Annotated in this window: 13 protein-coding genes and 2 tRNA genes; 10 read left to right on the top strand and 5 right to left on the bottom strand. The window is 69.4% G+C overall.

The genetic code is table 11. From position 1 onward, the window contains the following. Positions 1 to 61: 61 nt before the first annotated feature. The 4 genes from ACTWQF_RS02365 to ACTWQF_RS02350 all read left to right on the top strand — a co-directional run bounded on the left by ACTWQF_RS02365 (position 62) and on the right by ACTWQF_RS02350 (position 3525). Positions 62 to 1162, top strand: coding sequence for an SDR family oxidoreductase (locus ACTWQF_RS02365; protein WP_443276543.1), 1101 nt, complete (start codon positions 62 to 64; stop codon positions 1160 to 1162). 121 nt (positions 1163 to 1283) lie between these two features. Next, a complete protein-coding gene (locus tag ACTWQF_RS02360) occupies positions 1284 to 1787 on the top strand; it encodes a molybdenum cofactor biosynthesis protein MoaE (RefSeq protein ID WP_443276541.1) in 504 nt (167 codons plus the stop codon). Positions 1788 to 1970: 183 nt separating this feature from the next. Further along, on the top strand, positions 1971 to 2384 hold the full coding sequence (locus ACTWQF_RS02355; protein ID WP_443276539.1) for a hypothetical protein: 414 nt from the start codon (positions 1971 to 1973) through the stop codon (positions 2382 to 2384). A gap of 25 nt (positions 2385 to 2409) precedes the next feature. Next, a complete protein-coding gene (locus ACTWQF_RS02350) occupies positions 2410 to 3525 on the top strand; it encodes a YlbL family protein (protein WP_443276537.1) in 1116 nt (371 codons plus the stop codon). A 58-nt stretch (positions 3526 to 3583) separates the two neighbouring features. Here ACTWQF_RS02350 and ACTWQF_RS02345 read toward each other — a convergent pair whose 3' ends face one another. Then, positions 3584 to 4150, bottom strand: a complete 567-nt coding sequence (locus tag ACTWQF_RS02345; protein WP_443276536.1) for a PPA1309 family protein — start codon at positions 4148 to 4150, stop codon at positions 3584 to 3586. Positions 4151 to 4312: 162 nt separating this feature from the next. Here ACTWQF_RS02345 and ACTWQF_RS02340 point away from each other — a divergent pair, with 162 nt between their 5' ends. The 4 genes from ACTWQF_RS02340 (at position 4313) to ACTWQF_RS02325 (ending at position 9587) form a co-directional block, all read left to right on the top strand. Beyond that, positions 4313 to 7246, top strand: a complete 2934-nt coding sequence (locus ACTWQF_RS02340) for a UPF0182 family membrane protein (protein WP_443277541.1) — start codon at positions 4313 to 4315, stop codon at positions 7244 to 7246. 47 nt (positions 7247 to 7293) lie between these two features. Then, positions 7294 to 7370 (top strand) — tRNA-Met (locus ACTWQF_RS02335). 175 nt (positions 7371 to 7545) lie between these two features. After that, on the top strand, positions 7546 to 9432 hold the full coding sequence (locus ACTWQF_RS02330; RefSeq protein ID WP_443276535.1) for a tetratricopeptide repeat protein: 1887 nt from the start codon (positions 7546 to 7548) through the stop codon (positions 9430 to 9432). Positions 9433 to 9513: 81 nt separating this feature from the next. Further along, positions 9514 to 9587 (top strand) — tRNA-Met (locus tag ACTWQF_RS02325). Positions 9588 to 9695: 108 nt separating this feature from the next. On the opposite strand, the gene ACTWQF_RS02320 is transcribed toward ACTWQF_RS02325, so the two are convergent. Continuing rightward, on the bottom strand, positions 9696 to 10112 hold the full coding sequence (locus tag ACTWQF_RS02320; protein ID WP_443276533.1) for a Fur family transcriptional regulator: 417 nt from the start codon (positions 10110 to 10112) through the stop codon (positions 9696 to 9698). A gap of 164 nt (positions 10113 to 10276) precedes the next feature. Here ACTWQF_RS02320 and ACTWQF_RS02315 point away from each other — a divergent pair, with 164 nt between their 5' ends. Continuing rightward, complete coding sequence (locus tag ACTWQF_RS02315) at positions 10277 to 11713, top strand: catalase (protein ID WP_443277539.1); 1437 nt, start codon at positions 10277 to 10279, stop codon at positions 11711 to 11713. A gap of 110 nt (positions 11714 to 11823) precedes the next feature. Here the strand turns inward: ACTWQF_RS02315 and ACTWQF_RS02310 are convergent, their stop codons facing one another. Together ACTWQF_RS02310 and hisN are read right to left on the bottom strand one after the other, a co-directional pair. Continuing rightward, the gene (locus tag ACTWQF_RS02310; RefSeq protein ID WP_443276531.1) at positions 11824 to 12246 is read right to left on the bottom strand and encodes a CBS domain-containing protein; all 423 of its coding nucleotides are present in this window, start codon (positions 12244 to 12246) and stop codon (positions 11824 to 11826) included. 167 nt (positions 12247 to 12413) lie between these two features. Next, complete coding sequence (gene hisN, locus ACTWQF_RS02305) at positions 12414 to 13208, bottom strand: histidinol-phosphatase (RefSeq protein WP_443276530.1); 795 nt, start codon at positions 13206 to 13208, stop codon at positions 12414 to 12416. 125 nt (positions 13209 to 13333) lie between these two features. Between hisN and ACTWQF_RS02300 the strand changes: the two genes are divergently transcribed. After that, the gene (locus ACTWQF_RS02300) at positions 13334 to 13963 is read left to right on the top strand and encodes a TetR/AcrR family transcriptional regulator (protein WP_443276528.1); all 630 of its coding nucleotides are present in this window, start codon (positions 13334 to 13336) and stop codon (positions 13961 to 13963) included. A gap of 208 nt (positions 13964 to 14171) precedes the next feature. On the opposite strand, the gene ACTWQF_RS02295 is transcribed toward ACTWQF_RS02300, so the two are convergent. Next, positions 14172 to 14495, bottom strand: a complete 324-nt coding sequence (locus ACTWQF_RS02295) for a DMT family transporter (protein ID WP_099883994.1) — start codon at positions 14493 to 14495, stop codon at positions 14172 to 14174. Between the last annotated feature and the right edge of the window lie 64 nt (positions 14496 to 14559).

Here is a 14559-nt window from a genome sequence, read left to right as displayed (position 1 = left end):
ACCAGTCAGGCAGGATGGAGCCTGCGCACCTCGTACCAGAAACAACCACTGGAGACGCCCGGTGAGTTCCTCCGAGTCCCACGTTCGCGCAGCGCGAACCCCGACCGTCGCCGTCACCGGTGCCGCCGCAGGGGTCGGCGCGCTGCTCACCGAGCGGCTGGCGGCCTCCGAGGAGATCAAGCAGGTCATTGCCCTGGACGAGCGCCGGGGCGAGGTGACCGAGGCCCAGTGGCACACGCTGGACGTACGCGACCCGGCCATCGCCGACCGGCTGCGCGGCGACGGCGACCCGGTGGATGTCGTCGTCCACCTGGCACTCGACCTGGACTTGGAGACCGACCCGGCGGCCCGCACCGCCTACAACGTGCGCGGCACCCAGACGGTGCTGACCGCGGCGGCAGCGGCGGGCGTGCACAGGGTGGTGCTGTGCACCTCGGCGATGGTCTACGGAGCGCTCCAGGACAACGACGTACCGCTGTCCGAGGAGGCCGAACTGCGGGCCACCGCGGACGCGACAGGGGTGGGCGACCTCCTGGAGATCGAACGCCTGGCCCGCCGTGCGCCCCGCGCCCACCCCGGCCTCAATGTGACCGTCCTGCGACCCACCGTGCTGGTCGGCGCGGGTACGGACACCACGCTCACCCGCCATTTCGAGTCACCGCGGCTCCTGGTGGTCGCAGGATCGCGGCCCTGCTGGCAGTTCTGCCACGTCGAGGACCTCGTCACGGCGCTGGAGTACGCCGCGCTGGAGAGGGTCGAGGGGGAGATGGTGGTCGGCTGCGACGGCTGGCTGGAGCAGGAGGAGGTCGAGCAGCTGACCGGCATGCGGCGCATGGAGCTGCCCTCCAGCGTCGCGCTGGGCGCCGCCTCCCGGCTGCACCGTCTCGGCCTGACTCCGTCTCCTGCTGCGGATCTGGCCTACACCATGTACCCGTGGGTCGTCAGCGGCAGCAGGCTGCACGACGCGGGCTGGCGGCCCCGCTGGACGAACGAGGAGGTCCTGGCCGCACTCCTGGAAGAGGTCTCCGGCAGGCATACGGTCGCCGGGCGGCGGCTGGGCCGTACGGAAGCGGCGACAGCGGCCGGAGCCGCGGGTGCGACTGTCGCGCTGCTGGGCACCGCCGCACTGGTACGCAGGGCCCGCAAGCGGCGCGGACTGTGAGCAGCAGCCCTGGCACCCCTGGGACTCCCGGGCAGTGCGGCAGCCGGGCGTCGTCGCAGTACGGCAGCCGGTGCCGCAGCGCAGCAGCCAGGTGTTCCGGATTCGCGACGGGTAGGGCAGCATGACCGGCATGGCACAGATGTACGACGACGCCGACGGACCCGGCCGGGGCAGGTCCTCCGACCACCCGGGGGAGCAGGGGGCCGAGGACCCCATCCGCCTGCTGGAGATCCGCGAGGCACCGCTGTCCGTGGACGAGGTCTTCAGCGCGGTCGGTGACGACGCCGCCGGCGGGACGGCGCTGTTCGTCGGTACCGTCCGCAATCACGACAGCGGCACCGACGTCGCTCGTCTGGGCTACTCCTCGCACCCCAGCGCGCAGGCCGAGCTGCGCCGCGTCGCCGAGAAGGTCGTCGCCGACCATCCGGTGCGCGCCCTGGCGGCAGTGCACCGCGTCGGCGACCTGGAGGTGGGTGACCTGGCCGTCGTGGTGGCCGTCTCCTGCCCGCACCGTGCCGAGGCGTTCGACGCCTGCCGCAAGCTCATCGACGACCTCAAGCACGAGGTCCCGATCTGGAAGCACCAGACGTTCTCCGACGGCAGCGAGGAGTGGGTGGGCGTCTGACGCCCGCTGCCGAGACCGTTCGACCGACCCCGCCGCGCACGCGAGTGCGGTTCCCTCCGGTTGCGTAACCGGGCCGTGGAACCGACCGTTGGAAAACCGACGGTTAATCTGCTCATCGGCCGGTCTGCCGGTCGCCGGGCCGTGTGCCCGGGAGGCACCTTACGAGGGGTCGGGAGGTTCCAGATGGCGGCTCTCGCCTGGTTGCTGATTCCGTTGGTCGCCGCTGTAGCCGCGAGCCTGTGGGGAAGCTGGGTCGGGCGGCGCCGAGCCAGGACACCCGACGCCGCGGGCGTCGCAGGGTACGAACGTTTCCGGGCCGCCATGGAGCGCTCCGGCACCGACGCACCCACCCACCTCGGTACGGAAAGCTCCGACGTTCCCGCCGCGCATGCCGACGCCGTGAACGCCGAAGCTGCGAACAGCGACGCGGCAAGCGCCGACGCAGCGCACACCGACGCCCCGACCGCCGATGTCGTGGACGCCGCGGAAGCGCGACGGAGTGCCCGGTGGCGGAGGCGGAAGAAGGACGCGGAGTTCGCCTCCGCGGGAGCGCCGGCGCACGCGAACCCGGACGGACCGGCCCGGGAAGCAGGCTGACAGACCCTTCCCGTACTGTCGTGCCATGCCTCGCCGCACCGCGACCCTGCTTACCTCTGCGCTGCTGCTCATAACGATGTTCTGCGTCGGAGCACTCCTCAACGTGCCCTATGCCGAGATGTCGCCGGGCCCCACAGTGAACACCCTGGGCGGGCACGGCGGCGATCCGGTGCTCAACGTCAAGGACCAGCCGGGCCAGGCGGACAAGCCGAAGAAGTACCGAAACTCCGGCCACCTGAACATGACGACCGTCCGCGTCACCGGCTCCGAGTACAGGATGACCCTCTTCGGCGCGCTGTCCGGCTGGCTGCGCCACGACAGCCTCGTCGTCCCGTACGAGACGCTCTACCCGGACGACAAGTCGGCCAAGGAGGTCGACCGGGAGAACGCCGAGGAGTTCAGCGCCTCCCAGGAGAGCGCCAAGGCCGCGGCACTCAAGGAACTCCACCTCCCCGTCAGCACCCACGTCCTCGTCGGCTCCGTCGAGAAGGGCGCCCCGGCCCACAACCGGCTGCACGCGGGAGACGTCATCACGGCGGTGGACGGAACCCCGGTCGGCAAGGCGGAGAGCGTCGGCAAACTGGTCACCCAGCACAAGCCGGGGGAGAAGGTCACCTTCACGGTGATCCCGGCAGGCAAGGCGAAGGCCGCCCAGAAGCAGGGCAAGAAGCCGTCCGCCAAGGACGCCAGGAAGGTCACGGTGGGCACCGAGAAAGCCCGCGACGACGGCCGTGCGGTCGTCGGCATCCAGCCCGCGGTGGGGCACACTTTCCCGTTCGAGATCGACATCAAGCTCGCCGACATCGGCGGCCCCAGCGCCGGGCTGATGTTCGCGCTCGGCATCGTCGACAAGCTCACCCCCACCAACCTGACCGGCGGGAAGTTCGTCGCCGGAACGGGCACGATCGACGACGACGGCAAGGTGGGCGAGATCGGCGGCATCCAGATGAAGACTGTCGGAGCGCGTAAGAAGGGCGCGCAGTACTTCCTGACCCCGGCGGGCAACTGCGCCACCGCCGCCCAGGACAAGCCCGACGGCCTCACCCTGGTGAAGACCTCCTCCATAGACGACGCGCTCAGCTCGCTGAAGAAGATCCGCAGCGGCAAGACGGACGAGCTGACCCAGTGCAGGGCGCACTGAGCCGCCGTCCTCCCGCCGCCGCTGTGCTGCTTCCCGGGGTGCTACCGCGGCACGGGCACTAGTCCTCGAACGTCGCGGCCAGCGCCTCCGCGAGACCGGGCACCAGGTCGGCGCCGGTGAGCACCTCGGTGGGAGAGTCCTTCTCCCGCAGCCGCAGCGCCGACTCCCGCTCACCTTCGCGCAGGACCGCCACCGTCATCCGCACCTCACTGCGCTCCGGATGCTCGGCGACCCACCGGGCGAGCTGTTCCCTGTCCAGGTCCTCCGGCACGGTCGCCTCGGCGGACGGCGGCAGCATCAGCCGCTCCACGGTGACCGCGCAGCCGTCGACCGTCTCCGGCCACGCGATGGTTCCCAGGAACTCGTCCAGCGGTGCGTCCGCGGGGATCTCGTCCTGCTCGACAGGAGTGAAGGCGGTTCCCTGGGCGTCGTTCTTCTGCTGGTCCAGCCCCAGCTGACCCGCCAGGCCGGGCTCCTCGGCCCGCAGTCGCTCGGTGTTCACCAGGGCGAAGAGCCGCGCGGGCTGGTCCCAGCCGAGCCCGGATGCGTACTCGTCGATCTCCAGCACCGCGCGGGTCAGGGGTCCGGAGGCGAGGGGCGTGCCCTCGGGAGAGAGGTTGTCCATGCCCATATCGTGCCGCCTCCGCTACGAAAAACATGACTCGGACCCCGGAAACGGGAACTGGGTAAAGCTTCGTTAAGTTGCCTAGATGGGCCTTACGATGCGGGCCCAGCATCATCGCTTCATAAACTGCGAATCTTTGAGGTGCGCACCTTGGCTTTCCAGATGCCGGACCGGGGCTCAGGGGGCCCCTCCGGACCACGGATCAGAGTGGGCCGGCCATCCCGGCGTGCCCGGACGCTGTTGATGACAGTGGGCGTGCTGGTCGTCCTTGCGATGCTCTTCGTCATGTTCGCCGGGTTCTGGACGGACTGGCTGTGGTATCGCTCGGTCGCCTACAGCTCGGTCTTCACCAAGACCCTGTGGACCAAGATCGGCCTGTTCGCGGTCTTCGGGCTGCTGATGGCCGTGGCCGTGGGCTTCAACATCTGGCTGGCGCACCGGCTGCGTCCACCGCTGAGCGCGATGTCGCTGGAGCAGCAGAGCCTCGACCGCTACCGCATGGGGCTGGCGCCCTACAAGAAGTGGGTGCTGCTGGGCATCACGGCCCTGGTCGGACTGATCTCCGGCGCCTCCGCGGCAGGCCAGTGGCGCACCTGGCTGATGTGGGTGAACGGCGTCTCGTTCGGTGAGAAGGATCCGCAGTTCCACAAGGACATCTCGTTCTACGCTTTCGATCTTCCCTTCTACCGCTTCCTGCTGAGCTTCGGGTTCGCCGCCGCGATCCTCTCGCTGGTGGCGGCCGCGCTGGTGCACTACCTCTACGGTGGACTGCGGGTGACCACCCCGGGCGCACGCGCGACGGCGCAGGCGACCGGGCACCTCTCGGTGCTCCTGGGCATCTTCGTCGGGCTGAAGGCGGTGGCCTACTGGCTGGACAGGTACGGGCTGGCGGTCAAATCCGGCGACTTCAAGTCGACCGACAGCTGGACAGGCCTCAAGTACGTGGACGCCAACGCGTATCTGCCGGCGAAGACGATCCTGTTCATCATCGCCATCATCTGCGCGCTGCTCTTCTTCGCCACGATCTGGCGCCGTACCTGGCAGCTGCCGGTGATCGGCTTCGGGCTGATGGTGCTCTCGGCCATCCTGATCGGCGGTCTCTACCCGGCGCTGGTGCAGAAGTTCCAGGTCGCTCCGAACGAGCAGGCCAAGGAGACGCCTTACATCGAGAAGAACATCGAGGCGACGCGCAAGGCGTACGACATCGACGACTCCGAGGTGCGCGACTACACGGGCGCCAGCAAGGCCGGCAACGAGAAGCTCAGGAACGCGGCCGACACCACGGCGAGCATGCGCCTGCTGGACCCGAACGTCGTCTCCCCGACCTTCCAGCAGAAGCAGCAGGTGCGCGGGTACTACCAGTTCCCGGCGACGCTGGACGTGGACCGCTACAAGAAGAACGGCAAGGAGCAGGACACCGTCGTCGGCCTCCGGGAGATCAACACCAGCGGTATCCCGGAGAAGAACTGGATCAACGAGCACTTCAAGTACACGCACGGCTACGGCATGGTCGCCGCCAAGGGCACATCCGTGGACAAGGACGGTGCCCCGGACTTCACCGAGAGGGATCTGCCGCCCAAGGGGAACCTCGGCAAGTACCAGGGCCGGGTCTACTACGGCGAGAAGACGACGCAGTACTCCATCGTCGGCGGGCCGCAGAAGGAGCTCGACTACGCCGACGACAACGGCGAGCAGACCTACACCTACAAGGCCAAGAGCGGCGTCAACCTCTCCAACCCGATCAACCGTGCCGCCTACGCGGTCAACTTCAACGAGCCGCAGATCCTCTACTCAGGGGCGATCGGCAAGGGCTCGCGGATCCTGTACAACCGCACTCCCAAGGAGCGTGTCGAGGCGGTCGCCCCCTGGCTGACCATCGACGGCGACCCGTACCCGGCGGTGGTCGACGGCCGCATCAAGTGGATCGTCGACGCCTACACCACCTCCAACGGCTACCCCTACTCGTCGCGTACGACCCTGGGTGACACCACGGCGGACTCGCTGACGGACGGGCAGCGCGCGGTGGTCGCCCAGCAGAACCGCGTCAACTACATCCGCAACTCGGTCAAGGCGACGGTGGACGCCTACACCGGCAAGGTCGACATGTACCAGTGGGACAAGAAGGACCCGGTACTGAAGACGTGGATGAAGGCGTTCCCCGACACGGTGAAGCCCAAGAGCGCCATCAGCAACGACCTGATGGATCACCTGCGCTATCCGCAGGACCTCTTCAAGGTGCAGCGGGACCTGCTCCAGACCTACCACGTGACCTCGCCGTCGCAGTTCTACAGCGGCAGTGAGCGCTGGCAGGTACCGGACGACCCGACGCACAAGGGCAACGCCGTCCCGCCGTACTACCTGAGCATGAAGATGCCGGGACAGAAGGCCCAGCAGTTCCAGCTCACGACGACGTTCAATCCGAACAAGCGCGAGACGCTCGGTGCGTTCATGGCCGTCGACGCGGATGCGCGGAGCAGCGACTACGGCAAGCTCAGACTCCTGAGACTGCCACCCAACACGGGCGTGGCAGGACCCTCCCAGGTGCAGAGCAAGTTCAACTCCGACCCCGTCATCGCGGACAAGATCAACATCCTGAAGAAGGGTGACTCCGAGGTCGAGTACGGCAACTTGTTGACCGTGCCACTGGAGGGCGGACTGCTCTATGTGGAGCCGGTGTACGTCCGCGGTGCCGGCACCAACTACCCAAGGATGCGCAAGGTGCTCGTCGCCTACAACGAGCGCATCGCCTTCGAGGACAGTCTCGACCAGGCGCTGAACAAGGTGTTCGAGACCAAGGGCCAGGACAGCGACGAGAGAACCGGCCCGGGCGACCCAGGCGGGGAGGAGAACCCGCCCAGCGCCACGGTCGAGGAAGCCCTCAAGGACGCCCAGACCGCGTGGGACAAAAGCGAGAAGGCCCGCGAGAAGGGCGACTGGGAAGAGTACGGCAAGCAGCAGAAGGCGCTGGAGGAAGCGCTGCGCGACGCCTCCGAGGCGGAGCAGAAGGACGCGGGCAAGAGCAAATCCGACGGGAAGAACGGGGCCGGCGGAGACAGCGGGTCCGCAGACAAGAGGGAGTCCGGCGGCGACGGGTAGCGGGTGAGACCACCCCGTGGAGTGGTGTAGAGTTATGTACACAACGACGCGGGGTGGAGCAGCTCGGTAGCTCGCTGGGCTCATAACCCAGAGGTCGCAGGTTCAAATCCTGTCCCCGCTACCACAGGGAAGAGGCCCGGAGTCAACTGACTCCGGGCCTCTTCGCTTGTGCGAGGGACAGCTGGGCCAAGGGGTTTGGAGTATCTCTACGTCGGGAAGTCGACAAACCTCTGAAGTGACCTCACTGGCTGCGGTATACCAGGTGTACGCGGGTTGCAGGTGGTGCGACGATGGACCTTATGGGGGAGAAAGCAAGGCTGACGGACCCGGTACGTCCCGGTCCGGGCCTGAGTGTGGAGGAGTACACCGAGCAGACCGCAGCCGAGAAGACCGCAGCAGCCACGCAGACCGCGGCAGTCGAAAGGACGGCGGCAGCCGGGACGACGGCAGCGGACGGGACCGCGCCGACGGCTGCGCCGACGGACAGCACCGCGGCCGACAGTGTGCTGGGCGCCCAACTGCTGCGCCGGGGGGACTTGGACGGCGCCGAGCCGCATCTGCGCGCCGCAACAGCCGCGGGGGACCGCGCAGCCGCCAACAATCTTGGCGTCCTGCTGCACCAGAGGGGATACCCCGAAGAGGCCGCAGGATGGTGGCGTACCGCTGCTGTCGCAGGCTCCGCCGCGGCTGCGCACGCGCTCGGGCGGTACCACCGGGAGCGTGGCGACGAGCCCGCGGCGCACTACTGGCTGCGGCAGTCCGCCGAGTCCGGCCACGCGCTGGGCGCCTACGCGCTCGCGGACCTGCTGGAGCACCACGGCCAGGACGGTGCCGAGGAGTGGTTCCGGGCCGCGGCCGAACGGGGGCACAGGGAAGCGGCCTACCGCGTCGCGCAGTTGGTGAGCGCGCGAGCCGAAGAGCTGGCCGCCGAGAGCGAGTCCGGCGCCGCTGCCGTACGCGAGGCCGAGGAGGAGGCCGAGCGCTGGTTCCGGCAGGCGGCCGCTCGCGGGCACCGCAGGGCGGCGCTGCGCCTGGGCGCCATCCTGGAGCGCCGCGGCGAGCTGAAAGAGGCCGGACGGTGGTACCTGACCTCCGCCAAGGACGGTGAGGCGCGGGCCGCTTGCGCGCTGGGCTTCCTGCTGCGGGACGCGGGCGACGAAGAGAGCGCGGCCGTCTGGTGGCGCCGTGCGGCCGAGAACGGTGACGGCAACGCGGCCAACGCGCTGGGCGCGCTGCACGCCGACCGCGGCGAGCGGCAGGCCGCCGAGCGGTGGTACCGCGTCGCGCTCGAGGCGGGCAGCGACAACGGTGCTTTCAACCTCGGGCTGCTGTGTGCTGCGCAGGGCCGCACAGCGCAGGCGGAGCAGTGGTACCGCCGTGCCGCCTACGCCGGGCACCGTGAGGCCGCCAACGCGCTTGCCGTGCTGCTGCTTCAGCGCGGAGACACCGAGGGCGCCGAACCATGGTTCTCCAAGGCGGCCGAGGCCGGCAGCGTGGACGCCGCCTTCAACCTCGGCATCCTGCACGCGGGGCGCGGCAACGAGCGCACCGCGCGCGCGTGGTACGAGCGCGCGGCGGCGTCCGGCCATGCGGAGGCCGCGCTCCAGGTCGGTATCGCGCTGCTGCGCGAGGGCGAGCTGCACACGGCGGAGCGGCACCTGCGCTGCGCCGCGGGCGGCGGAAGCGTCGAGGGCGCCTTCCGGCTGGGCGCGCTGCTGGAGCGGGTCACCCGGCGCGGCACCGGCGAGCTGGGCTCGGAACATGAGCTCGGCCGCCCGGACGGCGCCAGACCCGAGTACGAGGAGTGGTACGAGCGTGCTGCCGAGCACGGCCACCGCCGTGCCCAGGTACGGCTGGGCATGTGCGCGGCAGCGCGGGGCGAAGTCGTGGACGCCGCACGCTGGTACCGCGCCGCGGCCGAGGCGGGCAGCCCGAACGGCGCGTTCAACCTGGGGCTGCTGCTGGCCCGCGAGGGCAGCGAGCCCGAGGCCGCGCTGTGGTGGACCCGGGCCGCCGAGGCCGGGCACGGCAGAGCGGCGCTCCGGCTGGCGCTGATCAGTGCCCGCCGGGGCGAGCTGGACGAGGGACAGTTCTGGTGCGCGCGTGCGGTCGAGCTGGGCCCCGTCGAGGTGGCCGAACGCGCCGACAGGCTGCGCGAGGCGCTTCGCTCGGAACTCACGGCGTAGGCGTGCTGCCCGGCCCCACCCGCCCCTGGGACCTCGATTTGCACTGGTCGTCGACCCGCGTTAAAGTTGTGCACACAACGGCGCGGGGTGGAGCAGCTCGGTAGCTCGCTGGGCTCATAACCCAGAGGTCGCAGGTTCAAATCCTGTCCCCGCTACTGAAAGACGAAGGCCCGGGTCCTAGGATCCGGGCCTTCGTCATGTTCTGGCCGACGCCCAAGGAGTGGTACCCGCGCAGTCCGGCGTACCGCAGTGCGCGGGCCCGCTCAGGAGCCGTTGCAGTGTGGGCAGACGCCCCGGTAGGTGACGGTGGCATCGGCGATCGTGAAGCCGTACCGCTCGTGATCCGGGAGGGCCGCCAGCGGGTCACCCGTCGGATGGACGTCCCGGATCGTTCCGCAGCGGGAGCAGACCAGGTGCTGATGGGTGTGGCGGGCATTCGGGTCGTAGCGCTTGGCGCGGCCGTCGGTGCTCACCTCGAGCACTTCGCCGAGGGCGACCAGCTCACTCAGCGTGTTGTAGACGGTCGCACGGGCGATCTCCGGCAGGCGGTCCGCCGCGCGGGCATGGACCTCGTCCGCCGTGTAGTGCACATGGTCGCCGTCGAGTACCTCGGCGACGACTCTCCGCTGCGCGGTGAGCCGCCAACCGCGATCGCGGAGCCGTTCCAGCAGGTCACTCATGGGTCCAGCCTAGCAGCGGCATGTCCATGAGCAGAACCCGTACGGGTTTCGGCTTCATCTTGACTTAGACAAAGTCCAATGTAGTGTTGCGAGTGGTTGGCCCACAGGACAGATGTGATGCACAGGAGGCGCACGTGACCGTGCAGGACGAGACGGCCGGACCTATGACGACGGAAGCTGGTGCTCCGGTCGCGGACAACCAGAACAGCCAGACTGCCGGCGCGGGCGGCCCGGTGCTCGTTCAGGACCAGCACCTGCTCGAGAAGCTGGCCCACTTCAACCGCGAGCGCATCCCGGAGCGCATCGTGCACGCCCGGGGCGCCGGCGCGTACGGCAAGTTCACCGTCACCGCCGATGTGACCAGGTACACCCGGGCGAAGTTCCTCTCCGAGATCGGCAAGGAGACCGAGGTCTTCCTGCGGTTCTCCACGGTGGCCGGCAACCTCGGCGCCGCGGACGCGGTGCGTGACCCCCGCGGCTTCGCGCTGAAGTTCTACACCGAAGAGGGCAACTACGACCTCGTCGGGAACAACACCCCGGTGTTCTTCATCAAGGACGCCATCAAGTTCCCCGACTTCATCCACACCCAGAAGCGCGACCCCTACACCGGCTCGCAGGAGGCGGACAACGTCTTCGACTTCTGGGGCCTGTCGCCCGAGTCGACCCACCAGGTGACCTGGCTGTTCGGCGACCGCGGCATCCCTGCCTCCTACCGCCACATGAACGGCTACGGTTCGCACACCTTCCAGTGGACCAACGAGGCCGGTGAGGTCTTCTGGGTCAAGTACCACTTCAAGACCGACCAGGGCATCAAGAACCTCACGGCCCAGGAGGCGGAGGTCCTGGCGGGCAAGGACCCCGACAGCCACCAGCGTGATCTGCGTGAGTCCATCGAGCGGGGCGAGTACCCGACCTGGACGGTGCAGGTCCAGATCATGCCCGCGGCGGAGGCGGCGAACTACCGCTTCAACCCGTTCGACCTGACCAAGGTCTGGCCGCACGCGGACTACCCGCCGATCGAGATCGGCAAGCTGGAGCTCAACCGCAACCCTAGGAACATCTTCGCCGAGGTCGAGCAGTCGATCTTCTCCCCGCACCACTTCGTGCCGGGCATCGGCCCCTCTCCGGACAAGATGCTCCAGGGCCGTCTCTTCGCCTACGGCGACGCGCACCGCTACCGCGTCGGCATCAACGCCGATCTGCTGCCGGTGAACGAGCCCAAGGCGGCCCAGGCGCGCACCTACGGCCGGGACGGTGTGATGTACGACGGCCGGCACGGCGGGGCGAAGAACTACGAGCCGAACAGCTTCGGCACTCCGGCCGAGACCGGCCGTCCGCTGTGGCAGCCGCTGCCGCTCAGCGGCACGGCCGACGACCACCCGGCGCCCTCGCACGCCGAGGACGACGACTTCGTCCAGGCCGGGAACCTCTACCGCCTGATGTCGGAGGACGAGAAGGAGCGGCTGATCGACAACCTGGCGAACGCCATCGCGGGGGTCTCCCGTGATGACATCGCCCAGCGCGCGATCGAGAACTTCCGCAAGGCGGACCCCGACTACGGCAAGCGGCTGGAAGCCGCGGTCCAGGCCCTGCGCGGCTGACCGACCGCTCGCCGTACGAGACCGGAGGGACCGGACGCCATGGGGCTCCGGTCCCTCCGGTGCGTCCGGCCATCCCGCCGGGCGCGCCGCCGGCGGGATGGTCGGGTGTGCTAGACCGACACCTCCGCCGCGGGCTCCGGTGCCACCGGGACGCGGCTTTCCGACCAGTTACGGACGATGTCGCGTACCGAGAGGATGCCCACCGGCTCCCGCTCGTCGAGCACGATCAGATGGCGGAAGCCGCCGCGTGTCATGGCCTGCGCAGCCGCGTCCAGCGTCCATTGGGGGGTGGCGAAGACGACGTCGGTCGTGGTGTGGTCGTGCGCCCGCTCCCGGTCCGGGTCCTCGCCCGCGCCGAGGGAGTCGAGGATGTCGCGTTCGGTGAGGATGCCGAGTCCGCTGGTGTCGGGGTCGAGGACGACGGCGGCGCCGACGCGGCGGGCCGACATCAGCCGTGCTGCCTGACGGAGGGTGTGCGCGGGGCCGATGGTGAGGATCACTTTGCTCATGGCGTGGTGTACGTGACCGGGCATGAGGGGGCTACCTCCTTGGCGGAACGGCTTCCCGTGCGCGGCGGCCCATGGCGGAACGCCGCTCGAGAAGTGGTTCACAAGGGCACAAGCGAGCGGATTCTCATGTTCACATGTGACGGAGGTCGCAACAAGGACGCGTGTACAGAGCACCCGGACGAGGGACCGGATCAAGCCGTCAGATAGCTCAGCAATGTCTCGTGCAGCAATCCGTTCGAGGCCGCCGCGTTGCCGCTCTGCGGTCCCGGGTTCCCGTCCAGCCCGGTGAAGGTGCCGCCCGCCTCCTCCACGATGACCGCGCTGGCCGCCATGTCCCACAGCGACAGCTCCGGCTCGGCGCACATGTCCACCGAGCCCTCGGCGACCATCATGTACGGCCAGAAGTCGCCGTAGCCGCGGGTCCGCCAGCAGTCACGGGTCAGATCCATGAAGCCGCCCAGCATGCCCCGCTCCTCCCAGCCGTGCAGCGAGGAGTAGGCGAACGACGCGTCCCGTACCTCGGCGACCTTGGAGACCTCGAGGCGGGTGGCTTTGGTCAGGCTGCGGCCGCTGTACGCACCGGCGCCCTTCGCCGCCCACCAGCGGCGGCTGAGCGCGGGCGCCGAGACGACGCCGACGACCGGCCGGTCGCCGCCCTCGCCCAATTCCATCAGCGCGATGAGCGTCGCCCACACCGGGACGCCGCGCACATAGTTCTTCGTACCGTCGATCGGGTCGATCACCCAGCGGCGCGGACCGTGCCCTTCGGTGCCGAACTCCTCGCCGAGCACCGCGTCCCGCGGCCGGGTGCGCTGGAGCGAGGTGCGGATCAGCTCCTCGGCCGCCTTGTCGGCCTCGCTCACCGGCGTCATGTCCGGTTTGGTCTCGACCTTCAGGTCGAGAGCCTTGAACCGCTCCATGGTCGCGGCGTCGGCGGCGTCGGCCAGCACATGGGCGAGACGCAGATCATCGTGATAGTCCAGCATGTCCGAACAGTATCGAGCGGCGAAACCCCCGGCCACAGGGCATGCGCGTGCGCCGCGTATTGACACCTCTTGGCGGTGCGTCAATTCTGTGCCGCACGTCCGGGCTGTCGGTCTGGGAGGCGACGATGCCTACTGCACGCGAGACCCTGCTGGACGCCGCTCATGTGGCGGTGCGGGCACAGCCCTGGGCGGTGGTGCGGATGGTCGACGTCGCCGCGGCCGCCGGGGTGTCACGCCAGACGCTCTACAACGAATTCGGCAGCAAGGAGGGGCTGGGCGCCGCACTGGTCGACCGGCTGTTGGAGGACTTCGTGGACGGTGCGGGCCGCGCGGTGGCCGAGGCGTCCCGCAGCGGGGCCGACCCGGCTGCCTGCTGCGCTGCCGCCGCGCACTGGATCCTGCGTACGGCGCGCGCGGAGCCCATCGTGCGCGCGGCGCTCACCGGCTGCTGGGGGACGCGGATGCCGCTGCCGGCTTCCGGCCGCACGGTGCCCCCGGGGGAGCCCGGGGAACTCGCTGCCGCGCTGCGCAGCCGGGTGGTGTCCGGGCTGGACGGGGCCCGACGTGTGCCGGTGGGCGGACCGCCCAGCGGCGCCGCCCTGCGGGAGGGCTTCGATCGGCGGGAGTTGGAGCGGGCGTACGAGGTGGGGTTACGGATTGCCCTCTCGTACGTCGTCGCACCGGTGCAGGAGTCCGACGACGAGGGGCCGTGCGGGCGCGTGGACGAGGTTGTCCGCGCGCTACTGGCCCACTAGGGGCTCGTCCGGCGCCTCTTGCGTGCCCGGCATGGGGGCTGCGCTTGCCCACCCTGCGCCCTGGGGGTACCCCCTGCTCGAAGAGCTTGGGGGAGCAGACTGCCCAAGCTTCGCAGCACGGGGGACGCGCCCCGCAAGGGGCGCGGGGAACTGCGCGACCAGCCACGACTTACCCGCAGAGTGCCGGCGGCGGGCAGGGGCAACCCCCTCAGTGCGCGCTGCCGGAGAGCTGGAGCCCTATCACGCCGACGATCACCAGTGTGATGGAGACCAGCTTGAGCGCGGAGACCACATCGCCCATGAAGACCATGCCGTAGATCGCCGTACCCGCGGCGCCGATGCCCGTCCACACCGCGTACGCAGGGCCGACGTCCAGCCGCTTCAGCGAGAGGGTCAGCAGGCCGAAGCTGCCGAGTGCGAAGGCACAGAACGCGACGGTGGGCCACAGCCGGGTGAAACCGTGGGAGAGCTTCAGGCACACAGCGAAGCCGGTTTCCAGCAACCCCGCGACTATCACCAGCAGCCACGCCATGTGCTCTTCCTCTCGTTGCTCCCGTCGGGGATCCCCATGGGGACAAGCGCAGTGGGGACAAGGT

The organism is Streptomyces sp. 8N114 (genome assembly GCF_052245835.1).
Classification (GTDB): domain Bacteria; phylum Actinomycetota; class Actinomycetes; order Streptomycetales; family Streptomycetaceae; genus Streptomyces.
Note: the sequence above shows the minus strand (reverse complement) of the source record. Positions and strands in the feature narration are given on the sequence as shown.